Source organism: Burkholderia sp. IMCC1007 (assembly GCF_027257875.1).
Taxonomy (GTDB): Bacteria; Pseudomonadota; Gammaproteobacteria; order Burkholderiales; family Burkholderiaceae; genus Burkholderia.
In genome coordinates, this window is record NZ_JAPVQY010000049.1 from 1 (window position 1) to 23486 (window position 23486).

At 67.2% G+C, this 23486-nt stretch carries 23 protein-coding genes; 9 read left to right on the forward strand and 14 right to left on the reverse strand.

What is annotated here, in order from left to right:
- The coding region (locus tag O1Q03_RS30265) for a LysR family transcriptional regulator (protein WP_269507839.1) at window positions 1–590 on the reverse strand (590 nt) is incomplete at its 3' end.
- Window positions 591–699: 109 nt separating this feature from the next.
- On the opposite strand from O1Q03_RS30265, the gene O1Q03_RS30270 reads away from it, so the two are divergent.
- The 3 genes from O1Q03_RS30270 to O1Q03_RS30280 all read left to right on the forward strand — a co-directional run bounded on the left by O1Q03_RS30270 (window position 700) and on the right by O1Q03_RS30280 (window position 3745).
- On the forward strand, window positions 700–1083 hold the full coding sequence (locus tag O1Q03_RS30270) for a tautomerase family protein (protein ID WP_006753387.1): 384 nt from the start codon (window positions 700–702) through the stop codon (window positions 1081–1083).
- Between the two features lie 135 nt (window positions 1084–1218).
- Window positions 1219–2847, forward strand: a complete 1629-nt coding sequence (locus O1Q03_RS30275; RefSeq protein ID WP_269507840.1) for a CHAD domain-containing protein — start codon at window positions 1219–1221, stop codon at window positions 2845–2847.
- Between the two features lie 46 nt (window positions 2848–2893).
- Window positions 2894–3745 (forward strand): TOBE domain-containing protein, encoded by an 852-nt coding sequence (locus tag O1Q03_RS30280; RefSeq protein ID WP_269507841.1) that lies wholly within the window; start codon window positions 2894–2896, stop codon window positions 3743–3745.
- A 178-nt stretch (window positions 3746–3923) separates the two neighbouring features.
- Here the strand turns inward: O1Q03_RS30280 and O1Q03_RS30285 are convergent, their stop codons facing one another.
- The 4 genes from O1Q03_RS30285 to O1Q03_RS30300 all read right to left on the reverse strand — a co-directional run bounded on the left by O1Q03_RS30285 (window position 3924) and on the right by O1Q03_RS30300 (window position 7040).
- Window positions 3924–4625 (reverse strand): ATP-binding cassette domain-containing protein, encoded by a 702-nt coding sequence (locus tag O1Q03_RS30285; RefSeq protein WP_269507842.1) that lies wholly within the window; start codon window positions 4623–4625, stop codon window positions 3924–3926.
- A gap of 88 nt (window positions 4626–4713) precedes the next feature.
- On the reverse strand, window positions 4714–5391 hold the full coding sequence (gene modB, locus O1Q03_RS30290) for a molybdate ABC transporter permease subunit (protein WP_269507886.1): 678 nt from the start codon (window positions 5389–5391) through the stop codon (window positions 4714–4716).
- Between the two features lie 10 nt (window positions 5392–5401).
- The gene (gene modA, locus O1Q03_RS30295) at window positions 5402–6199 is read right to left on the reverse strand and encodes a molybdate ABC transporter substrate-binding protein (protein WP_269507843.1); all 798 of its coding nucleotides are present in this window, start codon (window positions 6197–6199) and stop codon (window positions 5402–5404) included.
- Window positions 6200–6335: 136 nt separating this feature from the next.
- Entirely contained in the window at window positions 6336–7040 is a 705-nt protein-coding gene (locus O1Q03_RS30300; protein WP_269507844.1) for a phosphatase PAP2 family protein, read from the reverse strand.
- 247 nt (window positions 7041–7287) lie between these two features.
- On the opposite strand from O1Q03_RS30300, the gene O1Q03_RS30305 reads away from it, so the two are divergent.
- Window positions 7288–8397, forward strand: a complete 1110-nt coding sequence (locus O1Q03_RS30305; protein ID WP_269507845.1) for an extracellular catalytic domain type 1 short-chain-length polyhydroxyalkanoate depolymerase — start codon at window positions 7288–7290, stop codon at window positions 8395–8397.
- A gap of 81 nt (window positions 8398–8478) precedes the next feature.
- Window positions 8479–8655 carry a DUF3563 family protein gene (locus O1Q03_RS30310; protein ID WP_006753395.1) on the forward strand — a complete coding sequence of 59 codons (177 nt, stop codon included), beginning with the start codon at window positions 8479–8481 and terminating at the stop codon, window positions 8653–8655.
- Window positions 8656–8762: 107 nt separating this feature from the next.
- Here O1Q03_RS30310 and O1Q03_RS30315 read toward each other — a convergent pair whose 3' ends face one another.
- From O1Q03_RS30315 to O1Q03_RS30335, 5 genes are all read right to left on the reverse strand, one after another.
- Complete coding sequence (locus tag O1Q03_RS30315) at window positions 8763–9182, reverse strand: organic hydroperoxide resistance protein (protein ID WP_011658280.1); 420 nt, start codon at window positions 9180–9182, stop codon at window positions 8763–8765.
- A gap of 155 nt (window positions 9183–9337) precedes the next feature.
- On the reverse strand, window positions 9338–9790 hold the full coding sequence (locus O1Q03_RS30320; protein WP_269507846.1) for a MarR family winged helix-turn-helix transcriptional regulator: 453 nt from the start codon (window positions 9788–9790) through the stop codon (window positions 9338–9340).
- A gap of 176 nt (window positions 9791–9966) precedes the next feature.
- Window positions 9967–10776, reverse strand: a complete 810-nt coding sequence (locus O1Q03_RS30325) for a BPSS1780 family membrane protein (protein WP_269507847.1) — start codon at window positions 10774–10776, stop codon at window positions 9967–9969.
- Complete coding sequence (locus O1Q03_RS30330) at window positions 10767–11765, reverse strand: homoserine kinase (RefSeq protein WP_269507848.1); 999 nt, start codon at window positions 11763–11765, stop codon at window positions 10767–10769. Before O1Q03_RS30330 ends, O1Q03_RS30325 begins: the two co-directional genes overlap by 10 nt.
- Before the next feature lie 102 nt (window positions 11766–11867).
- A complete protein-coding gene (locus O1Q03_RS30335; protein WP_269507849.1) occupies window positions 11868–12275 on the reverse strand; it encodes a hypothetical protein in 408 nt (135 codons plus the stop codon).
- A 151-nt stretch (window positions 12276–12426) separates the two neighbouring features.
- Here O1Q03_RS30335 and O1Q03_RS30340 point away from each other — a divergent pair, with 151 nt between their 5' ends.
- Window positions 12427–13953: an AMP nucleosidase gene (locus O1Q03_RS30340; RefSeq protein WP_269507850.1), complete on the forward strand. Its 1527-nt coding sequence runs from the start codon at window positions 12427–12429 to the stop codon at window positions 13951–13953.
- Between the two features lie 122 nt (window positions 13954–14075).
- Here O1Q03_RS30340 and O1Q03_RS30345 read toward each other — a convergent pair whose 3' ends face one another.
- Window positions 14076–14360 carry a hypothetical protein gene (locus O1Q03_RS30345; protein ID WP_269507851.1) on the reverse strand — a complete coding sequence of 95 codons (285 nt, stop codon included), beginning with the start codon at window positions 14358–14360 and terminating at the stop codon, window positions 14076–14078.
- A gap of 400 nt (window positions 14361–14760) precedes the next feature.
- Window positions 14761–15522, reverse strand: coding sequence for a TIGR00730 family Rossman fold protein (locus tag O1Q03_RS30350; RefSeq protein ID WP_269507852.1), 762 nt, complete (start codon window positions 15520–15522; stop codon window positions 14761–14763).
- Between the two features lies 1 nt (window position 15523).
- Here O1Q03_RS30350 and polA point away from each other — a divergent pair, with 1 nt between their 5' ends.
- The 3 genes from polA (at window position 15524) to O1Q03_RS30365 (ending at window position 21199) form a co-directional block, all read left to right on the forward strand.
- On the forward strand, window positions 15524–18277 hold the full coding sequence (gene polA / locus O1Q03_RS30355) for a DNA polymerase I (protein ID WP_269507853.1): 2754 nt from the start codon (window positions 15524–15526) through the stop codon (window positions 18275–18277).
- 281 nt (window positions 18278–18558) lie between these two features.
- Window positions 18559–19893, forward strand: a complete 1335-nt coding sequence (locus tag O1Q03_RS30360; protein WP_269507854.1) for an NAD(P)/FAD-dependent oxidoreductase — start codon at window positions 18559–18561, stop codon at window positions 19891–19893.
- 430 nt (window positions 19894–20323) lie between these two features.
- The gene (locus O1Q03_RS30365) at window positions 20324–21199 is read left to right on the forward strand and encodes a dienelactone hydrolase family protein (RefSeq protein ID WP_269507855.1); all 876 of its coding nucleotides are present in this window, start codon (window positions 20324–20326) and stop codon (window positions 21197–21199) included.
- A gap of 99 nt (window positions 21200–21298) precedes the next feature.
- On the opposite strand, the gene O1Q03_RS30370 is transcribed toward O1Q03_RS30365, so the two are convergent.
- Both O1Q03_RS30370 and O1Q03_RS30375 read right to left on the reverse strand, forming a co-directional pair.
- The gene (locus tag O1Q03_RS30370; protein WP_269507856.1) at window positions 21299–22168 is read right to left on the reverse strand and encodes a sulfurtransferase; all 870 of its coding nucleotides are present in this window, start codon (window positions 22166–22168) and stop codon (window positions 21299–21301) included.
- Between the two features lie 116 nt (window positions 22169–22284).
- Window positions 22285–23391 carry an aromatic ring-hydroxylating oxygenase subunit alpha gene (locus O1Q03_RS30375; protein ID WP_269507857.1) on the reverse strand — a complete coding sequence of 369 codons (1107 nt, stop codon included), beginning with the start codon at window positions 23389–23391 and terminating at the stop codon, window positions 22285–22287.
- Window positions 23392–23486 lie beyond the last annotated feature (95 nt).

A 23486-nucleotide genomic window follows, 5' to 3' on the forward strand; every position in this document is an offset into this window, starting at 1 on the left:
GCGGCGGCGCGCACGCCGCACGGGCCGGCCAGCACCGCGAGCGGCAGCGGCTCGCCCGCGCGCGGCGCCCAGTCGGGTGCGGCGAGCCAGGTGAGCGGCTCGGTAAACAGCAGCGTGCCGTCGTCGCGCGGCGGATCCTCGCCCGGTTCGTGCCGTACGACCACCGCGTCGAGTCGCCGCTCGTCGTACTGCACGAGCAGGTTCGACGACGTTCCCAGATGCATTTCGAGCGAGAGCCCCGGATCCTGCCGGTGCAGGCTCGTCAGCACGGCCGGCAGGTCCGGCACCGCGACGTGTTCGCTGACGCCGAGCGACAGGCGGTGCGTGCCGGTGGAGATCGTGTCGAGCGCGTGATCGTGCGCGTCGAGCAGCGCCCGCGCGGCCGGCAGGAAGTTCTCGCCGTCGGCCGCGAGCTTGACGACGCGCGGCGTGCGCGCGAGCAGCGGCTTGCCGAGGTGGGTTTCCAGCCGCTTCAGCTTCAGGCTGACGGCCGACTGCGTGGTGCCGAGCGCGTCGGCGGCACGCGTGAAGCTGGCGAGATCGGCGACCAGCACGAACGCGCGAACTGCATCGAGGTCGAGGACTTTCATTTCTAATGTAAATAAATGAAATATGTATCGATGACTGTTCATTATAGCTCGGCGCGCCTAACCTGACGTGGCGTTCTCGTTTTTCAACGTCATCGAAAGGAGCAGGACCATGCCATTTACCCGTATCGCAGTGCGCGAAGGCAAACCGGCCGCCTACCGCGCGGCGCTCGTCGACGGCGTGCATCGCGCGCTGATGCACACGTTCAATGTGCCCGAGGACGACATCTTCATGGTCGTGACCGAGCATTCGGCCGAGAACTTCGTATTCGGCCGCCATTACCTCGACATCGAGCGCAGCGACGATCTCGTGATGATCCAGATCACCGCGAACAACACGCGCACGCTCGAGCAGAAACAGGCGCTGTACCGGACGATCGCCGAAAACCTCGCGCGGCAGCCCGGCGTGCGGCAGCAGGACGTTTTCATCAGCCTCGTCGAGGTGCTGAAGGAGGACTGGTCGTTCGGCAACGGCATCGCGCAATACGCCGTTTGATGCACGGCAGGGCGGCGGGGCGACAAGGGCCGGATCGTCGCCCGCGCGTCTGTGCGCCGTGTACTATGGAAGCTGCTTCATTGACGACGCCGGCAGCGGGCATGCGCCGGCGCTTCTTCATGTGCGGGAGTCTCCATGTCGCGTGTGCTGGAAATCGTGTTGTGCCTGTCGCTCGAAGGTTGGCCGGTCAAGGCGGGAAGCCGGACGCGAGGCGCGCAGCGCGACTTCGGTGCTGAACTCGTGCGCGCGTGGCGGATCTGCCCGCAGGTGCGCATGCGTCGCGGCCACGAGCGCGTGACGATCGAGCCGTGCCAGATCGAAGAGGCCGAGCCGAACCCCGGCGAGAGCTGGTGGACGTGGGTGGAAGCGAATGCACAGGGGCGGCGCGTCGTCGCGTCCCGCACGAGGGCGTTTGCGCCGGGTGTCGTGGAGCGCGAGCTGTTCGACGCCGAGCATGCGGGCATCGTCGTCGCGATGCCGGACCCTGCAACGCAGGCAGACCCAGAATCGGCAGAAGCAACGGACGAGCGCGATCGCGCGCCCGCGGGCGCCGTGGACGAAGCGGCGCTCGCCGCGTCGGCCGCGCCGCCGCCGTTGCAGCTCGTGAGCGAGCGGCGGCGCGGCCGATGGGCGGACGACAGCGGCGTGGTGGTCGAGATGACGCTCGACGACATCGCGCTGCATGGCGGCAGCGAGCCGCCACGCCGTCGCGTCGAGCTGCGTCTCGCGGCGCCCGACTGGGAAACACCGCCCGCGCGCGCAGCCGCATTGCATGCACTGTTCGCCGCCGCGCGCGAACTGAGCGGCGCGTGGCCCGCATTCGTGCAACTCACCAGCGTGATCGATCGCGCGTGCGCGGGCGAGCCCGCCGTCGCCGAGCCGGTCAAGGCGCAACCCGTCGACCTGACCGGGATCCGCTCGCAGCGCGCCGCGCTGTTCGCGCTGTCCGGCGACATCGCCGCGCAATGGCTTGGCAACGAAAGCGGCGTACTCGATCGCGACGATCCCGAATTCGTGCACCAGATGCGCGTCGCGCTGCGCCGGTTGCGCACGCTGATGCGCTTGTTTCCGCGCTTCGCGGACGAGCAATGGCAGAACACGTTCGGCGTCGACCTGCGCTGGCTCGCCGCGCTGCTCGGCACCGTGCGCGACTGGGACGTGTTCTCGACCGAAACCCTGCCTGCGCTGATCGAGGCCGACGGCGGCAGCGCCGACTGGAACGGCACGCTCGACGCCGCGCGTGCGCAGGCGGCCGCCGCGCGTGTCGAATTGCGGCAGGGCGTGCATTCCGCGCGCTATGCGCGGCTGACGCTCGGCTGGCTCGAATGGCTGAGTACGCTCGCGCTGCCGTCCGCCGAAGACGACGCCGCCCCGTCGCTGCGGCGCCACGCGACCAAGCGCGTGCGCCGGTTGTTCGGCCATCTGTATGCATCGCCGTCGCTCACGTCGCTCGACACGGCCGCGCGGCACCGGGTGCGGATCGATGCGAAGCGGTTGCGCTATGCGCTCGAATTCTTCGCGTCGCTGGCGTCGCGCCGCACGCGCAACGAGACGGTCAAGACGCTCGCGCGCGTGCAGAGCGTGCTGGGCGAGGCGAACGACACGATGGCCGCGCTGCATCATCTCGAACAACTGGCGGCGCCCGCGTACCAGCTCGGGTTCGTGCGTGGCTACGGGGCCGCGCTCGAGCAACACACGGCGCGCGACGCCGAGACGCTGCTCGCGAGCCTGCGCCCGCCGAGGCTCGACGGGAAGTCGGGTTGAGCGGTGCGCTCACTATAATGACCGCCCATTTTCTTCGACCAGACCGATGACCGACGCGTCGCCTCCTTCCTCTTCCGCCGAACCGCTCGAACTGGGCGGCGAACTGTGGCTGCGCGCGGGCGAGCAGACGCTCGGCGGCGCCACCCGCATCGCGCTGCTCGAGGCGGTCGGCGACACCGGTTCGATCACGCGCGCGGCGAAGGCCGTCGGCCTCAGCTACAAGGCCGCGTGGGATGCGATCGATACGATGAACAACCTCGCCGGCGAACCGCTCGTGATGCGTTCTACGGGCGGCAAGGGCGGCGGCGGCACGACGCTGACGCCGCGCGCGACGTCGCTGATCGCCGCGTTCCGCACGATCGAGCGCGAGCATCGCCGTTTCATCGCGGCCGCCGGCGCGGCCGTGGCCGGCTTCGACGTCGACTGGGCGCTGATCGGCCGGATCGGGATGAAGACGAGCGCGCGCAACCAGTTGTTCGGCAAGGTCGAATCGATCGTGCGCGGCGCGATCAACGACGAAGTGACGCTCGTGCTGCCCGGCGGACAGGCGCTCGTCGCGGTGCTCACGCATGAAAGCGCCGACGTGCTCGGCTTGCGGCCCGGCGCGGACGCGTGCGCGCTGGTGAAGGCGTCGTGGATCGTGCTGGCCGTCGACGCCGATGGCGAAGCCGAGGGTGCAGCAGCGTTGAAGGTGTCCGCGCGCAACCAGTTGCGCGGCACGGTCGAACACGTTGCGGCCGGTGCGGTGAACAGCGAGGTGACGCTTGCGCTCGATGGCGGCGGCACGCTCACGGCCGTCGTCACGAACCCGAGCGTCGATGCCTTGCGGCTCGACGCGGGCCGGCGTGCGATCGCGTTGTTCAAGGCATCGAGCGTGATTCTGGCGGTGACGGGCTGACGACACGCGGCGGCACGGGTCTGTGCCGAGGTGTGTCCCGGGGATGCATCCGGACGGACGCGAAACCGGCGCCGCCCAGGGTTGCGACGCGCCGGCTTCGATCCCGTTTCAACTTATGCCGCCCGTGCGGCTTCTCTCAGGCTCCAACGTGGCTGCCGGCGCCACTGCCTTCGCGCGCTCAGTTCACGCGCGTCGGCCACTCGGCGTGCGGCGTCGTCGCCTGCACGCGTCCTTCGCTCAACTGCACAACCTGGTCGCCGAAGGCGGCGACGTCGTCCGGGTCGTGCGAGATGAGCACCATCGGGATGTCGAGCCGCGCCTGCAATTCGGCCAGCTCGTGACGCATGCGCTGGCGCATCGCGCCGTCGAGCGCCGCGAACGGCTCGTCGAGCAGCAGGATGCGCGGTTGCGCGACCAGCGCGCGCGCGAGCGCGACGCGCTGCTTCTGTCCGCCCGACAACTGCGACGGAAACTGCCCGGCGAGCGCGTCGAGTTCGAACGCGTTCAGCCAGTACGCGACTTCGGGCGGCACCGTCTTCGCGCGCGGATTGCGCAGCCCCGGCGAGAGCCCGAACGCGATGTTCTGGCGCACGTTCAGGTGCGGAAACAGCGCGTAGTCCTGGAACAGGTATGCGACGCCGCGTGCGCGCGTCGGCACGTCGATGCCGCGTGCGGCATCGAACAGCGGTTCGCCGTTCAGCGTGATCGTGCCTTCGTCGGGCGACAGCAGGCCGGCGATCGCCTGCAGCGTCATGCTCTTGCCTGCGCCGGACGGCCCGAACAGCACGACGCGCTGCGTGGTGGCGGTAAACGACACGTCGAGCGTGAAGCGGCGCTCGGCGCTCGCGCAGGTCTTGCGGATATCGACGCAGACGGTCATGCCGGCCTCCGTCGTGCAGCGCCGCGCGCGGCGGGGAAGCCGATCGTCGCGCGGCGCGCGGCCGTACGACGCGGATGTGGCACGCGCGTCATGTCAGCTGGCTCCGGGCGGCCCGCGACGGCACGAGCCAGCCGGTCGCGAGCAACACGAGCACGCAGGTGATCGACGTCACGAGCACGAGGAAATTGGCGGTGCTGTCGTCGCCGGCCTGCACGGCGGCGTAGATCGCGACCGACAGCGTCTGCGTGCGGCCGGGCAGGTTGCCGGCGATCATCAACGTCGCGCCGAATTCGCCGAGCGCGCGCGCGAACGCGAGCAGCGCACCAGCGAGGATGCCGCGCACGGCGAGCGGCAACGTCACGCGGAAGAACACCGCGGCCTCGCCGAGCCCGAGCGTGCGCGCCGCGCGCTCGAGGTCCGGATCGACGCTCTCGAACGCGGCGCGCGCCGACTTCAGGATCAGCGGGAACGCGACGACCATCGATGCGACCACCGCTCCCTGCCACGTGAAGACGAGCTCGATGCCGAGCTTGTCGAGCCATGCGCCGAACACGCCGCGCCGGCCGAGCAGCACGAGCAGGTAGTAGCCGAGCACCGTCGGCGGCAGCACGAGCGGCAGCGTCAGCAGCGAATCGACGACGTCGCGCAGCGGCGAGCGCCAGCGCGCGAGCGCGAAGGCGGCCGCGACGCCGAGCACGATGTCGAGCACGGTCGCCCAGCCGGCGACCTTCAGCGACAGCAGCAGCGGTACCCACGCGTCCTGCATCACGCTACGCTCACTTGCCCGCGGGCTTGAAACCGAACGTCGACAGCACGGCCTGGCCCTGCGGCGACGCGACGAAGTCGATGAACGACTGCGCCTGCGCGGCATGGCGGCTGTCCTTGACCACCGCGATCGGATAGGTGATGGCCGTTTGCGTCGGCACGGTCAGCGCGACCTTCACGCGGCCCGGCATGATCGCCGCGTCAGTGCCGAACACGAAGCCCGCGTCGACTTCGCCGCGCGCGACGTAATCCAGGCTCTGGCGCACGTTCGCGGCCAGCACGCCCTTCGCGCTGACGGCGTCCCACACGCCTGCGGCGCGCAGCGCGCCTTCGGTGTAGCGGCCGACCGGCACCGACGCCGGGTCGCCGTACGCGACCCGCTTCACGCCCGGCGCCGTCAGGTCGTTCAGCGACGTCGGCGCGGCCGCGCGGCTGTCGGCCGGCACGATCAGCACGAGCGAGTTCGCGGCGAAATCGCGGCGCGTGCCGGGCACGATGACGCTTTCGCCGGCCGCGCGATCCATCGCCTTCTGATCGGCGGACGCGAACACGTCGGCCGGTGCGCCCTTGGCGATCTGCTGCACCAGCACGTCGGACGCGCCGAAGTTGAACAGCACCTTGGTGCCCGGATGCTGCTTCTGGTACGCATCGCCGACGGCCTTGAACGCGTTCGTCAGGCTCGCGGCGGCCGACACCACCAGTTCGTCGGCAGCGCAAGCCGGCGCGCTGCACGCGATCCCGGCGGCAAGCGCGGCGATCGGCAGAAAGCGGAGCACGGTGCGGCGGAGCGGGCGAACGGTTGAGCGCATGGTCTGGTCGTTTGAATGATCGAAAACCGTCATCGTAATATAGCGCGGGTTATAACGCTCGACATACCGCTCATGTGACGGCGCACATGGAATCGTCAAACGTGAAAGCGGGCGGGAATGACGTGCGCGCGGCCCGTCACGCGTGCAGCAAAGCCGCCGACGATTCGCCGCGTTGCGGCGACGGTGCCGGCGGCTGCGACGCGGGCCGGTAGTTTGGATTGGCTTTCCAGCGCGCGCGAACGAACGGACGCTCGTGGCCCGACAGCTCCAGCGCGACCTTCGTGACCCAGCGGTGCGACGGGACCGTGATGCCGTGCAGTGCGACCGTGACGAGCGCGAGGCTCGCGATCACGGCCGGCACCGACCAGCGGTGCGGCACGGCGTGCCACGAACCGGCGATGAACGCGAGCGCGGCGATCGCGCCGACGATGCAGCCGGTGATCGATTCGGACGGCGAATGGGCATCCAGCGCGACGCGCGACACGCCGACCGCGATGCCGGCCGCGAGCCCGAGCGCGATGCCGGCGAGGCGGACCGGCGTGCGCGTGCGGATCAGCGCGAGGAAGATGGCGACCGGATACACCGACGTCGACAGCATCGCGTGGCCGCTGAAGCCCGTGAAGTCCCACGCGCGGATGCCGATGCCCCAGCCGAGGAACGCGATCTTCGTGAGCGCGACCACCGCGATCGCGGTCGCGAGCACTGCCAGCCACGCGGCGGAGCGCTTCCACGAGTAGCCGAGCGCCAGCCAGACGGCGATCGTGACCGCGAGCGGCAACGTCAGGCCGGCGCCGCCGAACGCGGTGATCATGATCCACAGGTGAGACGACAGGTCAAACATCGGGAAGGAAGCGGGGCAGAGGCGGGACGAATGCTTAAATCAACGCGCGAGCCGGAAAGAACGACTACAACGGATACAAGCGGCCAAACCCGAGTATAGCGCCGCGTGTGATCGAGGCCCGTTTTTCGCGGCGCGGGGAACTATCGGCGAGCAGGAGAAATCCCAGAAACAATGTTATGGTGCATTGCACAAACATGAACGATGCACCTGAGTGGTGTCCCTATTTTCCCGACTGCGAATCCGATCGATGACCAAAAGTCTGACGAAGGTATGGCTTGGCAGCATGAAACGCATGCTGTCTCCGGCCGCCAAACGTGCGGCGCGCGATGCTCAGCGGATCGCGCGCGATACGCTCGAGGCTGCGGCGTCGTCCGCTGCCGCTGATCTGTCCCCGCCGCGCGAATCGCGCGTGCGGCCCCGGGCGGCTGCGTGGGCGGCCGGCGAATGGACGCGGGGCGAACATCCGATGGCGCCGGCGCTCGGGCGCCTGGTCCAGCAGCTTGCCTACGGCCTCTACGTGCCGCCGGGCCGCCGGCGCGGCGCGATGCCGCTCGTCGTGATGCTGCACGGCTGCCAGCAATCGGCCGACGAGTTCGCGCAGGGCACGCGGATGAACCTGCTCGCCGACAAGCACGGTTTCGCGGTGCTGTACCCCGAGCAATCGCAGCGCGCGCACTCGCACGGCTGCTGGCACTGGTACGAAGACACCGACCGCGCGGGCCGCGGCGAAGCGGATACCGTCGCATCGCTCGTCGACACACTCGTCGAAGAGCGCGGTTTCGATGCGTCGCGCGTGTACGTCGCCGGCCTGTCGGCCGGCGCGGGCCTCGCGTCGTTGCTCGCGCTGCACCATCCCGACCGTTTCGCGGCGGTCGCGCTGCACTCGGGCCCCGCGTTCGGTGAGGCGAATTCCGGCATCAGCGCGATGGACGTGATGCGGCGCGGCCTGCGGCAGAACCCGGCCGCGGCCGTCGATGCGCTCATCGACGCCGGTTCGTATCCGGGCATGCCGGCGCTGATCGTGCACGGCGACGGCGATCATGTCGTCGCGCCGAAGAACGCCGATCAGTTGGCCGTGCAGTTCATGCGCCTGAACGGGCTCGCGGACAGCCGCGGCGCGCTGCGCGGCGGCGATCGCGTGGAGACGCGCGAGACGGGCGTCCAGATCACCGACGTGCGTCGCGACGGCGAGCCGGTCGTGCGGCTGTGTCGCGTGAAAGGGCTCGATCATGCGTGGGCGGGCGGCGACGAAGCCGTGCCGTTTCACGCGGCCGTCGGCCCCGACGCGAGCGCGATGATCTGGTCCTTTTTCGAACAGAATCGTCGCACTGTGGCGACGGAACGACGCACCGTCTGATCGACGCTGGTCAAGATCTAGGGTTTTCCCTATAATTCGGGAAAACCCTAGTGAAAGACTTTTGGATTGCGGAGATCGAACATGTACCTGCTGAGCCACCTCTTCCTGATGCTGACCAAGAACGCCGAGAAGGCCGCGAAAGAGCGCGCCGACGCGTACCTGTCCGAAGCGACCGACATCTACGATCTCGAATTCCGTATGCGCAAGATCGATCGCGAAGCGGCGATGAACCGTCCGTTCTCGTTCGGCTCGCGTTAAGCAGCGCAGCACGGGCCGGCGCGTAGCTGGCCCCGCGAATCACGCAAAAGGGCGTGTGCGGCATCTGGCCGCGCACGCCCTTTTTGCATTCAGCGCCCGGCGTCGCGTCAGACGACGGTCAGGCGTACCGGCACGTTGTTGCGCGTGGCGTTCGAGTACGGGCACACGTGGTGCGCCTTGTCGACCAGCGCCTGCGCGTCGGCCTTGTCGAGACCGGGCAGCGACACGCGCAGCTCGATGTCGAGGCCGAAGCCACCTGCGTCGTTCGGACCGATGCCCACTTCCGCCGTGACCTGCGTGTCGGCCGGCAGCGTCTGCTTGTTCTGGCCGGCGACGAATTTCATCGCGCTCAGGAAACAAGCCGAGTAGCCTGCGGCAAAGAGCTGCTCCGGATTCGTGCCTTCGGCGCCCGTGCCGCCGAGCTCGCGCGGCGCGGCCAGCTTCACTTCCAGCTTGTTGTCGGCGGATACCGCGCGGCCGTCGCGGCCGCCCGTGCTCGTGGCGCTCGTCTTGTACAGAATGTTCATCGTGAAGCTCCTGTCGAAAGAAAGGGGAAAGCGGCCCGGTCGGACGGGTGTCGCCGGCCACGGGGAAAATATAGAACACAAATGATTAGTGTGCAAATGAAATTTCGAAGAAAAGGCCCGGCGGTGCCGGGCCGGTAGGCGCTGGAGCGGGTGCGTCAGCTTTCGTTCGCGTCCGACAGCGCGTTGCGCAGCTGCTGGAGATCCGCTCGCAGCCGCACCAGGAACTCGGGTTTTTGCTTCATCGCGCAAAAGAGATCGGCGGGGACCGATCGTGCTTTGTCCTTCAGCGCGCGTCCTTGCGCCGTCACGCGCACGTTCACGACGCGCTCGTCGGTCGCGCTGCGCACGCGCTCGACATAGCCGAGCGCCTCGAGCCGTTTCAGCAGCGGCGTGACGGTGGCCGGGTCGAGGTCGAGCCGGGCGGCGATGTCCTTCACCGCGATGTCGTCGCGTTCCCACAGCACCAGCATCGCCAGATATTGGGGATAGGTCAGCGACAGCTTGTCGAGCAACGGTTTGTACGCCTTCGTCATCGCATGCGACGTGGCGTACAGCGCGAAGCAGAGTTGCTCGTCGAGCGTCTGGGGCAATTGAGGCAGACGGTCCATGATTCAGGCGGCGCGGCTCACGCGCTAACGATTTGCACGCAAATTATTTTGCGCGCAAATGATTCGATTGAACAGCGGAGGTCAGGCACGCGGCGGCGCGCTGGAGAGGGCCGCGGGTGGCGTCCGGCCCGCGCAGGGGAAGGGCGGCCGGCGACGCGCGCCGGCCGATGCCCGGCTCAGCGGCCCGGCGCGGGCGTCGGGGCGCCCGGTTCCTGCACGCCGAAGCAGCCGCGATAGGTCGCGTAGAACGAGCAGTACATCATCGTCACGATGATGATCGTCACCGGCATCATGATCGTCAGCCCGTAGGCGCCGGCGCCGAGCGCCTGCAGCAGGAGCGACAGGCCGAACGACGTGCCGAGCGCGACGCCGAACCACAGCAGCCCGTACACGACGAACGCGCCGCGATTGCGCCAGCAGCTGACGATGCTGAAGAACAGCGCCTTGGCGGGCGGGATGTCATGCCACGCGGTGAGCACGGGCGCGAACCAGAACAGCATCGCGACCGGCGCATAGAGCAGCGTCGCGAGCAGCAGCGCGCCGAGCGTGCCTTGCGCGGCGAGCGCTTCAGGCGTGGTGGTCGTGTCGCCCGTCGTGCCCAGCATCATGTGGAGCAGGGCGCCGCCGTCCACGATCGACGATGCGGCGAACACCAGCACCATCAGCGCGACATAGACGACGCCGAGCAAGAGCAGCCGCTGCGTCGTGGCCGGGCCGTACGAGCGGAAGCCGTCGATCAGGATCGTCGGCATGACCGGCTTGCCGGCCACCGTGTCGCGGCACGCGGCCATGAAGCCGACCGCGATGCCGGGGATGAACAGCAGCGGCAGCGCCGCGCCGATCACCGGCACCATCGACACCAGCGTGATCGCCAGCAGGTACGTGAAAAACAGCGTGATGAACGCGAGCGGATTCCGGCGGAACAGCCAGATGCCTTGACGGAACCAGACATAGCCCGCTTTCGCGGGCACTTCGATCAGTTGCATGCGGTGTGGATCTCGGGAAGCGCCGGCGTATGGGCGATACGCTCGCGCAGGATGCGTTCGAAATGGCCGGGGTCGTGCGGTTTGAGCATTTCGGCCGCGCGCGGCAGGTAGAAATCGTACAGGCGCGACACCCAGAAGCGGTACGCGCCGGCGCGCAGCATGTCGCTCCAGTGGCGGCGCTCCTCGGCCGTGAACGGGCGCACCGTCTGGTACGCGCGCACCAGCGCGTCCGCGCGCGCGACGTCGAGCACGCCGGTCGCGAGGTCGACGCACCAGTCGTTGACGGTGACCGCGACGTCGAACAGCCATTTGTCGCAGCCGGCGAAATAGAAGTCGAAGAACCCGCCGAGCCGGACGTCATGGCCCGTATCGGGCGCCGCGTGCGCGAACAGCACGTTGTCGCGGAACAGGTCGCAGTGGCACGGGCCGCTCGGCAGCGCCGCGTAGTCGTCCGACGCGAAGAATGCGGCCTGGTGCGCCAGTTCACCCTCGAGCAGCGTGCGCTGCGCATCCGAGATGAACGGGACGATCGCCGGTACGTTCTCCTGCCACCACGGCAGGCTGCGCAGGTTCGGCTGGTAGCGCGGGTAGTCGCGCCCCGCCAGATGCAGGCGCGCGAGCATCTGCCCGACCTCGATGCAGTGTTCGACCCCCGGCGCGAGCTCGGCGGCCCCTTCGAGCTTCGTGACGATCGCCGCCGGCTTGCCGTGCAGCTCGCCGAACAGCGCGCCGTCGTCGCGCGGGATCGGATCCGGCACCGGCACGCCGTGGCCGGCCAGATGGCGCATCAGGTGGAGGTAGAACGGAAGTTGTTCCGCCGTCAGCTTTTCGAAGATCGTGAGGACGTACTCGCCGCGGGTCGTCGTCAGGAAGAAATTGCTGTTTTCGATGCCGGACGGAATGCCGCGGAACGCCAGCACGTCGCCCAGTTCATAGTGGCGCATCCATTGCGCGAGATCGGAGTCGGAAACAGCGGTGAAAACGGCCATGCGAGATGCGTCTGGTCAGTTGTCGGCCCGCGCGGGGCGTGCAGCGCGACAGGAGGTGAACGGGAAGCCGGCGCGCCGCGCCGGGATCGGCGCGGCAGGAAATCAGTAGCGCAGGTTGACCGACGGAAGGCGCGTGATCGGGACGCCCGCGTCGTGCGGCTTCGGCGAGGTGTCGAGCGTCGAGCTCATCTGGTAGCGCGTGCCGAAGTTCGACTTCACGTCGATCTCGACCGGCTTGCCGCGATCGCGATACTCGGTGACCTCGGTGCCGTTCTTGCTCTTCTCATGGAAGCTCGGCGTGCGGCGGATGTCGGCGAAGTCCACTTTCGACGTGACTTCGGCGCCCGGCCGGTTGATCTTGCGGAGATCGGGCAGGCCGGCGGCTTCGTTGGCCTCGGCCTGGGCCCGCGCGTCGGCGTCGGGCGTACTGCCGGCGGCGCAGGCAATGCCGGCAGTGGCAAACGTGCCAGCAAACGCGACGGCAGCGGCGACGAGAATGAGCGGCTTCATGATGAGTCTCCAGTGAACCTTCCGATTTTAGCAAATACTGCGCGCGGGCCGGCCTTCGCGTGCAAGCGGGGTGCAAGCGGCGTGCAAGCGGGCCGCCATGAGCGTGACCGGGTTCCGTGGTAATGTCGTCAGATCAGACGAGGTGATGAAAATGAAAAACGATTTGAGCCGCCGGCACCGGGTGCTCACGCCCGAGAGCCCGCCCGTCGAAGCATTCGACGACCCGATCGCCGCCGTCGCGCGGCTGTCGGCCATCTACGACACGAACGCAGGTTTCCTGCGCGATGCATTCGCGCGTTATCGCCGCCACGAAGCGATCACCGAGCACGTGCGCGCGTGCTATCCGTTCGTGCGAATCCGCACCGAGGTCAATACGCACGTCGATTCGCGCCGCTCGTACGGTTTCGTCGCCGGCCCGGGGGTGTTCGAGACGACGGTCACGCGTCCCGATCTCTTCGCGAACTACTATCGCGAGCAACTGCGTCTGCTGACGAAGAACCACCATGTGAAGGTCGAGGTCGGCGTATCGTCGCAGCCGATTCCGATTCACTTCGCGTTCCCCGAAGGCATCCATCTCGAAGGCGAACTCGACCGCGACCGCCTGCTCGCGATGCGCGACATCTTCGATACGCCCGATCTGTCGTACCTCGACGACCGCATCGTCAACGGCACGTTCGAGCCGGCACCCGGCGAGCCGCATCCGCTCGCGCTGTTCACCGCCGCGCGCGTCGACTTCTCGCTGCACCGGCTGCGCCACTACACGGCGACGTCGCCCACGCACTTCCAGAACTACGTGCTCTACACGAACTACCAGTTCTACATCGACGAGTTCGTGAAGCTCGGCCGCACGATGATGACGGAAAGCGACGATCCCGAGGAGCGCGCGTACCGCAGCGAGTACAGCGCATTCGTCGAGCCGGGCGACGTCATCACGTACAACGCTAACCTCGGCAGCGAGGCGGCCGAAGGCACCGCGCCGCCGCGCCTGCCGCAGATGCCCGCGTATCACCTGAAGCGCGCGGACGGCAGCGGGATCACGATGGTCAACATCGGCGTCGGTCCGTCGAACGCGAAGACGATCACCGACCACATCGCGGTGCTGCGTCCGCATGCATGGGTGATGCTCGGTCACTGCGCGGGCCTGCGCAACACGCAGCGTCTCGGCGACTACGTGCTCGCCCACGGTTACGTGCGCGAGGATCACGTGCTCGACGCCGACCTGCCGCTGTGGGTGCCGATTCCGGCGCTCGCCGAGGTGCAACTCGCACTCGAGCGCGGCGTGGCCGAAGTCACGCAGCTCGACGGCGTCGAACTGAAGCGCGTGATGCGCACGGGGACGGTCGCGAGCGTCGACAACCGCAACTGGGAGCTGCGCGATCACCGCGAGCCCGTGCAGCGGCTGTCGCAGAGCCGCGCGATCGCGCTCGACATGGAAAGCGCGACGATCGCCGCGAATGGCTTCCGCTTCCGCGTGCCGTACGGCACGCTGCTGTGCGTATCGGACAAGCCGCTGCACGGCGAGTTGAAACTGCCGGGCATGGCCGACACGTTCTATCGCGGGCAGGTCGACCAGCATCTGCAGATCGGCGTGAAGGCGATGGAGATCCTGCGCACCAACGGGCTCCACAAGCTGCACAGTCGCAAACTGCGAAGTTTCGCGGAAGTGGCGTTCCAGTAACACCGTCGGGCAGCGGCGCAGCCGCGCCTGCAACGACAAAGGCCGCGCGCGAACTCTCGTTCGCGTGCGGCCTTGTTCTCGATGCGTCAATGCGCGGGCCGATCGGCCCGGCGCTCAGTGACTCAGCATTCGCCTTTCTTCGCGTGTCCCGGCGGGCAGTGATAGCCGCCGCGGCCTTCGTGACCATGATGACGCTCGTGGTCTTCCCATTCGCGGCGTTCCCAGTAGCGGCGGCCGTCCCAGTAGCGGTCGCCGTGCCAGCCGACCACCACCACGGGCGCGGGCGCGGGCGCGACGACGACCGGCGCGGGCGTGCCGATGTTGACGTCGACGTTGACGGCGTGAGCGAGGCCGGACAGCGAAAGGCCGAGGCCGGCGAAGGCGAGGGCGATCAGCGAGCGTTGCATGTTCTTTTCCGTGGTGTCGTTGTTGAAAGGTCGGCGCGACGCGATGGACGCGAGGGGGAATCGTTCCACCGGGGGGCCGCCACGCCGACGACTGCAGTGTGCGGGCACAGCGTGGAAAAGGCGAGGCGGATTTATTACGGCGGATTGGCGTGACGCAGCGCGACCGGCTCGCGCGTGCGCAGCGTGATTTGACAATGACGAGCCGCCCGTGCGGCACGTTGCGCGTATTGCGCGGTGCTGGGCCACCGGAATTTGACATTCGACGGCACGCGGCCGCGAAACGGGATTAACGCGGCGTTACAAAGTCATGCGCGGCAGCAGGCCGCATTGCCATGCCGGCCGCGCATGACGCGATGCGCCGGCCATGAGGCCGGCCATCGGCATCGATCGACTGACCGATTTACAGATAGAACATGCGGTCTTCTTCGGGCGGCGGCGGATGACCGTCGCCCTCGTCCGAGCCTTCTTCCTCGCCGCTGTCCTCGTAGAACGCGAGCACCGCGTCGAGCACCTGGTCGGGATCGTCGATCACCTGCATCAGGTCCATGTCTTCCGGATTGATGAGGCCGTTCGGAATCAGCTGGTCGCGGAACCATTGCAGCAGCCCCTTCCAGAACTCGCTGCCGACGAGAATGATCGGCACGAGGCGCGACTTCTTCGTCTGGATCAGCGTGAGCACTTCGGACAGCTCGTCGAGCGTGCCGAAGCCGCCCGGCATCACGATCACCGCGTCGGAGTTCTTCACGAACGTGACCTTGCGCGTGAAGAAGTGACGGAAGCGCAGCGAGATGTCCTGATAGTGGTTGCCGGCCTGCTCGTGCGGCAGCTCGATGTTCAGGCCGACCGACGGCGCCTTGCCGGCGTGCGCGCCCTTGTTCGCGGCTTCCATGATGCCGGGGCCGCCGCCGGAGATCACGGCGAAGCCGGCGTCGGACAGCTTGCGCGCGATCTGCACCGCGAGCTTGTAGTGCGGCGTGTCGGGTTTGAGACGGGCAGAACCATAGATACTGACAGCCGGGCGGATCTCCGACAGGTACTCGGTCGCCTCGATAAACTCTGCCATAATCGTGAACATCTGCCACGATGCGCGCGCCTTCTTGGCCGTCGCGCGCTCTTGATCTGCGAGCGAACGCAGACTCGGAATCACTTTTCTCTTGTTCATAATGCCTGAAGAACGAAATCTGGAAGGTAAGACCCTGCTATTGGTTGACGGTTCGAGCTATCTGTATCGGGCTTACCATGCGATGCCTGATTTGCGTGGCCCTGGCGGGGAGCCGACCGGAGCGCTCTACGGAATCATCAACATGCTGCGCCGTATGCGCAAGGAAGTCAGTGCAGAGTATAGCGCTTGCGTGTTCGATGCAAAGGGCAAGACGTTCCGCGACGACCTTTATGCCGACTATAAGGCAAACCGCCCGTCGATGCCGCCCGATCTTGCACTGCAGGTCGAACCGATTCACGGCGCGGTGCGCGCGCTCGGCTGGCCGCTGCTGATGGTCGAGGGCGTCGAAGCCGACGACGTGATCGGCACGCTCGCGCGCGAAGCCGAACGGCACGGGATGAACGTGATCGTGTCGACTGGCGACAAGGATCTCGCGCAGCTCGTCACCGATCACGTCACGCTCGTCAACACGATGACCAACGAGACACTCGATCGCGACGGCGTGATCGCGAAGTTCGGCGTGCCGCCCGAGCGCATCATCGACTACCTCGCGCTGATCGGCGACACCGTCGACAACGTGCCGGGCGTCGAGAAGTGCGGCCCGAAGACGGCCGTCAAATGGCTGTCGCAATACGACAGCCTCGACGGCGTGATCGAGCACGCGGGCGAGATCAAGGGCGTGGTCGGCGACAACCTGCGCCGCGCGCTCGACTTCCTGCCGCTCGGCCGCAAGCTCGTGACCGTCGACACGGCGTGCGATCTCGCGCCGCATCTCGAATCGATCGAAGCGTCGCTGAAATCCGACGGCGAAGCGCGCGACCTGCTGCGCGACATCTTCGCGCGCTACGGCTTCAAGACATGGCTGCGCGAAGTCGAGAGCGCACCGGCCGAAGGCGGCGGCGCGGATGCGCCGGAAGGCGACCCGGCACCGGTGGTGACGGCCGACATCGTCCGCGAATACGACACGATCCAGACGTGGGAGCAGTTCGACGCATGGTTCGCGAAGATCGATGCGGCCGCACTGACCGCGTTCGATACCGAAACCACCGCGCTCGATCCGATGACGGCGCGGCTCGTCGGCCTGTCGTTCTCGATCGAGCCGGGCAAGGCTGCCTACCTGCCGGTCGCGCACCGCGGCCCCGACCTGCCCGAGCAGCTTCCGCTGGACGACGTGCTCGCGCGCCTGAAGCCGTGGCTCGAATCGGCCGATCGCAAGAAGGTCGGCCAGCATCTGAAGTACGACGCGCAGGTGCTCGCGAACTACGGCATCGCGCTGAACGGCATCGAGCACGACACGCTGCTCGAATCGTACGTGCTCGAATCGCATCGCACGCACGACATGGACAGCCTCGCGCTGCGTCATCTGGGCGTCAAGACGATCAAGTACGAAGACGTGGCCGGCAAGGGCGCGAAGCAGATCGGCTTCGACGAAGTCGCGCTCGAGCAGGCCGCCGCGTACGCGGCCGAAGATGCGGACATCACGTTGCAGCTGCATCAGGCGCTGTACCCGCAGGTCGCGCGCGAGCCGGGCCTCGAGCGCGTGTATCGCGACATCGAGATGCCGGTGTCGGTCGTGTTGCGCAAGATGGAGCGCACCGGCGTGCTGATCGACGATGCGCTGTTGCAGGCGCAAAGCAGCGAGATCGCCACGCGGCTCATCGAGCTCGAGGCCCAAGCGTACGAACTGGCCGGCGGCGAGTTCAATCTCGGCTCGCCGAAGCAGATCGGGCAGATCTTCTTCGAGAAGCTGCAGTTGCCCGTCGTGAAGAAAACGCCGAGCGGCGCGCCGTCGACCGACGAAGAGGTGCTGCAGAAGCTGGCCGAGGATTATCCGCTGCCGAAGCTGCTGCTCGAGCATCGCGGGCTGTCGAAGCTGAAGTCGACTTACACCGACAAGCTGCCGCGCATGGTGAACCCCGAAACCGGCCGCGTGCATACGAACTATGCGCAGGCCGTGGCGGTCACGGGCCGCCTTGCGTCGAACGACCCCAATCTTCAGAACATTCCGGTGCGCACGGCCGAAGGCCGGCGGATCCGCGAGGCGTTCATCGCGTCACCCGGCCATCGGATCGTGTCGGCCGACTATTCGCAGATCGAACTGCGGATCATGGCGCACATCTCGGGCGACGCATCGCTCCTGCGTGCGTTCTCGCAGGGCGAGGACATTCACCGCGCGACTGCCGCCGAAGTGTTCGGCGTGACGCCGCTCGAGGTCAATTCCGACCAGCGCCGGATCGCGAAGGTGATCAACTTCGGGCTCATCTACGGGATGAGCGCGTTCGGCCTCGCGTCGAACCTCGGTATCACGCGCGACGCGGCGAAGCTCTATATCGACCGCTACTTCACGCGTTACCCGGGCGTCGCGCAGTACATGGAAAACACGCGCGCCGTGGCGAAGGAAAAGGGCTACGTCGAAACCGTTTTCGGCCGTCGCCTGTGGCTGCCCGAGATCAACGGCGGGAACGGCCCGCGCCGCCAGGCGGCCGAGCGCGCGGCCATCAATGCGCCGATGCAGGGCACGGCGGCCGACCTGATCAAGCTGTCGATGATCGCGGTGGACGACTGGCTCGCGCGCGACGGCCTGGCGTCGCGGATGATCATGCAGGTGCACGATGAACTGGTGCTCGAGGTGCCCGACAGCGAACTGTCGCTCGTGCGCGAGAAGTTGCCGGAAATGATGTGCGGTGTCGCGAAGCTGAAGGTTCCGCTCGTCGCCGAAGTCGGCGCCGGCGCGAACTGGGAAGAGGCGCACTGACGCGTCGCTGCCTGATTCCCGTATTCCCGCCGCATATTGTTGCGGGGATGCTGAATATCGAGATGGTTTGCTTGTGGTCGACGCGCAAGCTCCCGGACAATGCATGTCAGTCAGGTCATTGTCGCGGGGGCAGCGCGCCCCGCGTTCCGGGATCGGTCACATCGAAGTGTTTCGAACTGCACATCGATGATGTCCGAACTGGTTAATCCAGCGGGCGGTGCGCACGCATCGCGTCTGTATCGTCCGGCGGCAGAAGCTTCGAATCGCAAAGGGGGAGTCAGATGCATCGGATCATCATCGTAGGCGGAGGCGCAGGCGGCCTCGAACTGGCGACGCGGCTCGGCGACCGTTACGGCGCGCGCGGCAATCGTCCCGCGCGTGCGCTCGTCACGCTCGTCGACCGCAATCCGACCCACATCTGGAAACCGTTGCTGCACGAGGTCGCGGCCGGCAGCATGGACCCGTTCACGCAGGAGCTCGAATACGCGGCGCAGGCGCGCTGGCACGGGTTCGAGTTCCAGCAGGGCGAACTGAGCGCGCTCGACCGCGCCGCGAAGCGCATCACGTTGTCGCCCGTCAACGACAGCGACGGCGAGGAGCTGCTGCCGGCGCGCGACCTCGAATACGACACGCTCGTGATCGCGATCGGCAGCACGACGCACTTCTTCGGCGTGCAGGGCGCGGCGGAAAACACGATCGCACTGGATACCGTCGGCGAGGCCGAGCGTTTCCGCAAGCGGCTGATCGCCGCGTGCATGCGCGCCGAACATCAGACGCCGGCCGAGCCCGTGCCGGGTGCGGCGATCGAGCCGCGCATCCAGGTGGTGATCGTCGGCGGCGGTGCGACGGGCGTCGAGTTGTCGGCGGAGTTGCGCAACACCGCGCAGGTGCTGTCCGTGTACGGGCTGCACAAGCTCGATCCGCGGCACGACGTCGGCATCGTGCTGATCGAATCGGGGCCGCGGATTCTCCCGGCGCTGCAGGAGCGCGTGTCGGTGGCGACGGCCGAACTGCTCGAAAAGCTCGGCGTGCGGCTGATGCTGTCGGAGCGCGTGACCGAGGTCGCGCCGGGCGTCGTGCATACCGCGAGCGGCAAGGCCGTGCGCGCGGACCTCACGGTCTGGGCGGCCGGCATCAAGGCGCCGGCGGTGCTGTCGCATCTCGACGGCCTTCAGGTCAACAAGCTGGGCCAGCTCGACGTGCGTCGCACGCTTCAAACCTTCACCGACGACAACGTGTTCGCGCTCGGCGACTGTGCCGCATGCGTGTGGCCCGGCAACGAGCGCAACGTGCCGCCGCGCGCGCAGGCCGCGCACCAGCAGGCGAGCTTCCTGCTGAAGGCGATCGGCTGCCGGCTCGACGGGCGTCCGCTGCCCGAGTTCACGTATCGCGATTTCGGCTCGCTCGTGTCGCTCGGTCACTTCAGCGCGGTCGGCAACCTGATGGGCGGGCTGATCGGCGGCAACATGCTGATCGAAGGTCTGTTCGCGCGGTTCATGTACATGTCGCTGTACCGGCTGCATATCGCGGCGCTGCACGGCTATCCGCGCATGATGCTCGATACGTTCGCGCACTGGCTGCGGCGCACGACGTTGCCGCGCGTCAAGCTGCACTGAGCTGAGCGCACGGGTCGCGCATGGAGCGGGCAGGGAACGCGTTCCCTGCCCGTCGTTGCTTGGGCTGACGGAAGCGTCGCGGCGCGTTGCGCTTGCCGGCGCACCGCGGGCCGTCACGGCCTTTTTCGTTGCGATCTGCAAGCACCCGCTATTCGCTCACGCAGCGGCGTGTTGCGCATGCTGCCTGTGTGCGGATTTTCGGCCGCCGTCCATGCGCGTCGACATCGCCGTCGACGCCGCGCGCGAACCGTCGTAATCGAGTCTTACACATCTGACAGTTGACGCGACAACGGATTATTGGGCATCTTGTCCGGGTTTCCGTTTGCGGCGAGGTGCCCACCGCCGCGACATCCGCGCCGTCCGCCGGCGCGATGCCCCGTCGGGTCGAATTCATGACCGCGACGGTGGCGCCCAATCGAGGAGTGCATTCATGTTGAAACCCGAAGTCGACAGCCTGGTTCCCCACGTTCCGTTCTCGCGCCGCAAGTTCATGCAGGCCACGCTCGGCGGCGCCTTCGCGGCGGCCGTGCTGCCCGTGTCGGCGCAGACCATCACGACCGACAGCGCCGGGCTGGAGGTTGGCACCATCGAGATCCGCTCGGGCGATGCGAGCATCCCCGCGTATCGCGCGCAACCGGTCGACAAGACGAACCTGCCGGTCGTCATCGTGATCCACGAGATCTTCGGCGTGCATGCGCATATCGCCGACGTCTGTCGCCGCTTCGCGAAGCTTGGCTATCTCGCGATCGCGCCGGACCTGTTCGCACGGCAGGGCAACGCGGCGAAGTATCAAACGATGAAGGAGCTGGACGACCACATCGTCAGCAAGGTGCCGGACCGGCAGGTCACCGAGGATCTCGATGCGACCGTCGCATGGGCCGGAAAGAACGGCGGCGACCTGTCGCGTCTGGGCGTGACCGGGTTCTGCTGGGGCGGTCGTCAGGCGTGGCTGTATGCGGAGCACAATCCGCACGTGCTGGCCGCCGTGGCGTGGTACGGGTTCGTCGAAGGCAAGACCGACGAGATGACGCCGTTCAATCCGGTCGACCATGCGTCGTTGCTGAAGGTGCCGGTGCTCGGGCTGTATGGCGAGAAGGATCAGAACATCACGCAGGCGTCGCTCGCGGACATGCGCAAGGCGATCCAGGCGAGCGATTCGAAACGCGCGCGCGAGTCGCAGATCGTCGTGTATCCGGATGCCGGTCACGCGTTCTTCGCCGACTACCGGCCGAGTTACGTGAAAGGCGATGCCGAAGATGGCTGGAAGCGCGCGATCGAGTGGTTCCACAAGTACGGCGTGATGTAAACGCCGAAGCGGCGGCAACTGCCGCCGCGGGATCGGTCGCTGCAGCAACTGCGCCGCGGCGCCGGCCGCCGCTTCATCGTCGTCGCGCCGCGCGGGTGCTCAAGGATTCGGGCCGGTCGCGATCGGCCGCGACGGATCGGCGCTCCATTCGCTCCACGAGCCCGGGTACAGCGACGCGCCGTGCAGGCCGGCCACTTCCAGCGCCAGCGCGTTGTGGCAGGCGGTAACGCCGGAGCCACATTGCAGGATCACGCGATTCGGCTCGGTGCCGGCCAGCAATGCCGTGAACGTCTCGCGCAATTCGTGGCCAGTCTTGAAGCGCCCGTCGGCGTTCAGGTTGTCCTTGAAGAAGCGGTTGCGTGCGCCCGGAATGTGGCCGCCCACACGGTCGATCGTTTCGTTTTCGCCGCGATAGCGGTCCGGTGCGCGTGCGTCGATCACGACGCGCGCGGGCGACGCAACGTTCGCGAGCACGGTTGCCGCGTCGACCGTCGATTCGAGCGGCGCGCCCGTACGGAAATCGCCGGCGGCCGGGTGCGGCACGTCGGTCGTCAGCGGCTCGCCGGCCGCTTCCCATGCCTGCAGGCCGCCATCCAGCACGGCGACCGAATCGTGTCCGAGCCAGCGCAGCAGCCACCACAGACGCGCCGCATAGGCGCCGCCCTGCGCGTCGTAGGCCACGACCTGCTGGCCCTGCTTGACGCCGCGGCTCGCGAGCAGCGTGGCGAGCGCGTCCCGGCTCGGCAGCGGATGACGGCCGTTGGTGCCCGTCTTGCGTCCGGACAGGTCGCGATCGAGATGAAGGTACTGGGCGCCCGCGATATGGCCGGCTGCATAGGCGGCTTCGCCCGCGTTCGGATCGGCGAGATCGAAGCGGCAGTCGAACACGGCGACGCTGCCGGGCGCGGCGGCCAGGCGCTCGGCGAGATTGGCTGCGGAGATGAGCGTGGTGTAATGGGTGTGTGGCATGACGGCTCCCTGGAGTGCAAACGGCCTGATACTCCAAGTCTAAACAAAAAAAGACGGGCCGAAACCCGTCTTTTCATATGCCGAATGCCGGCGAAGCCGGCGCGCCGCGGCGGCCGTCAGAGATCGCCGAGATGGCGGCGCAGGAACTCGTGGAAGTGCTGCATGCCGTCTTCCATCGGGCTCTGGTAAGGACCGACCTGCGACTCGCCGCGCGCCATCAGCGCGCGCCGGCCCGCGTCCATCCGCATCGCGATTTCGTCGTCCTCCACGGCCGTCTCCATATAGGCGGCGCGCTCGGCCTCGACGAACTCGCGCTCGAACAGCGCGATTTCCTCGGGGTAGTAGAACTCGACGATGTTCGTCGTCTTCTGCGGGCCGCGCGGGATCAGCCACGACACGACGAGCACGTGCGGATACCATTCGATCATCAGGCCCGGGTAGTAGACCATCCAGATCGCGCCGAACTCCGGCGGCACGCCGTTGCGGAACTTGAGCACCTGCTCGTGCCATTTCTGGTAGGTCGCGCTGCCCGGCTTGGCGAGCGCGTTGTGCACGCCGACCGTCTGCACGCTGTACCAGTCGCCGAACTCCCATTTGAGATCGTCGCACGACACGAAGCTGCCGAGGCCCGGGTGGAACGGAACGACGTGGTAATCCTCGAGGTAGACCTCGATGAACGTCTTCCAGTTGTAATCGCACTCGTGCACTTCGACGTGATCGAACAGGTATTCGGAGAAGTCGAAGTGATGCTTGGTGCCGAGATTCGCCAGATCGCGCGCGACGTTGCGGCCTTCGGCCTCGAACAGCAGCCCCTGCCAGTTCTGCAGCGGGCTCTTGCCGAGGTTCAGGCATGGCTTGTCGGGGAAGTGCGGCGCGCCGAGCAACTGGCCTTCCAGATCGTACGTCCAGCGGTGCAGCGGGCACACGATGTTCTGCGTGTGGCCGCGCCCGTTGAGCATGATCGCTTGCCGGTGGCGGCACACGTTCGACAGCAGTTCGATCTGGTTCGCCGGGTTGCGCACCAGCACGCGGCCTTCCTTCTCGGACGGCAGCGCAAAATAATCCCCCGCCTCGGGCACCATCAACTCGTGCCCGACGTAACGAGGTCCTTTCTTGAAGAGGGTTTCGATCTCGCGCTCGAGTAGCGCCTCATCGAAATATGCAGTGACTGGAAGCTGGCTGTGAGCCGACTTCAACTGAAGTGCGTCGCTCAGATTGGACATTCCCACTCCCGGTGTTAGCGTGAAAGCAGTGAACAACCCAACCATCGAAAAATCGATTTAGGGAAACGGAGAATTATACCCGGTTCGCCCTGCAA

Coding starts and splice junctions, on each gene's coding strand:
- O1Q03_RS30270 (WP_006753387.1), top strand. CDS start 700: ATGCCATTTACCCGTATCGCAGTGCGCGAAGGCAAACCGGCCGCCTAC.
- O1Q03_RS30275 (WP_269507840.1), top strand. CDS start 1,219: ATGTCGCGTGTGCTGGAAATCGTGTTGTGCCTGTCGCTCGAAGGTTGG.
- O1Q03_RS30280 (WP_269507841.1), top strand. CDS start 2,894: ATGACCGACGCGTCGCCTCCTTCCTCTTCCGCCGAACCGCTCGAACTG.
- O1Q03_RS30285 (WP_269507842.1), bottom strand. CDS start 4,625: ATGACCGTCTGCGTCGATATCCGCAAGACCTGCGCGAGCGCCGAGCGC.
- modB (WP_269507886.1), bottom strand. CDS start 5,391: ATGCAGGACGCGTGGGTACCGCTGCTGCTGTCGCTGAAGGTCGCCGGC.
- modA (WP_269507843.1), bottom strand. CDS start 6,199: ATGCGCTCAACCGTTCGCCCGCTCCGCCGCACCGTGCTCCGCTTTCTG.
- O1Q03_RS30300 (WP_269507844.1), bottom strand. CDS start 7,040: ATGTTTGACCTGTCGTCTCACCTGTGGATCATGATCACCGCGTTCGGC.
- O1Q03_RS30305 (WP_269507845.1), top strand. CDS start 7,288: ATGACCAAAAGTCTGACGAAGGTATGGCTTGGCAGCATGAAACGCATG.
- O1Q03_RS30310 (WP_006753395.1), top strand. CDS start 8,479: ATGTACCTGCTGAGCCACCTCTTCCTGATGCTGACCAAGAACGCCGAG.
- O1Q03_RS30315 (WP_011658280.1), bottom strand. CDS start 9,182: ATGAACATTCTGTACAAGACGAGCGCCACGAGCACGGGCGGCCGCGAC.
- O1Q03_RS30320 (WP_269507846.1), bottom strand. CDS start 9,790: ATGGACCGTCTGCCTCAATTGCCCCAGACGCTCGACGAGCAACTCTGC.
- O1Q03_RS30325 (WP_269507847.1), bottom strand. CDS start 10,776: ATGCAACTGATCGAAGTGCCCGCGAAAGCGGGCTATGTCTGGTTCCGT.
- O1Q03_RS30330 (WP_269507848.1), bottom strand. CDS start 11,765: ATGGCCGTTTTCACCGCTGTTTCCGACTCCGATCTCGCGCAATGGATG.
- O1Q03_RS30335 (WP_269507849.1), bottom strand. CDS start 12,275: ATGAAGCCGCTCATTCTCGTCGCCGCTGCCGTCGCGTTTGCTGGCACG.
- O1Q03_RS30340 (WP_269507850.1), top strand. CDS start 12,427: ATGAAAAACGATTTGAGCCGCCGGCACCGGGTGCTCACGCCCGAGAGC.
- O1Q03_RS30345 (WP_269507851.1), bottom strand. CDS start 14,360: ATGCAACGCTCGCTGATCGCCCTCGCCTTCGCCGGCCTCGGCCTTTCG.
- O1Q03_RS30350 (WP_269507852.1), bottom strand. CDS start 15,522: ATGAACAAGAGAAAAGTGATTCCGAGTCTGCGTTCGCTCGCAGATCAA.
- polA (WP_269507853.1), top strand. CDS start 15,524: ATGCCTGAAGAACGAAATCTGGAAGGTAAGACCCTGCTATTGGTTGAC.
- O1Q03_RS30360 (WP_269507854.1), top strand. CDS start 18,559: ATGCATCGGATCATCATCGTAGGCGGAGGCGCAGGCGGCCTCGAACTG.
- O1Q03_RS30365 (WP_269507855.1), top strand. CDS start 20,324: ATGTTGAAACCCGAAGTCGACAGCCTGGTTCCCCACGTTCCGTTCTCG.
- O1Q03_RS30370 (WP_269507856.1), bottom strand. CDS start 22,168: ATGCCACACACCCATTACACCACGCTCATCTCCGCAGCCAATCTCGCC.
- O1Q03_RS30375 (WP_269507857.1), bottom strand. CDS start 23,391: ATGTCCAATCTGAGCGACGCACTTCAGTTGAAGTCGGCTCACAGCCAG.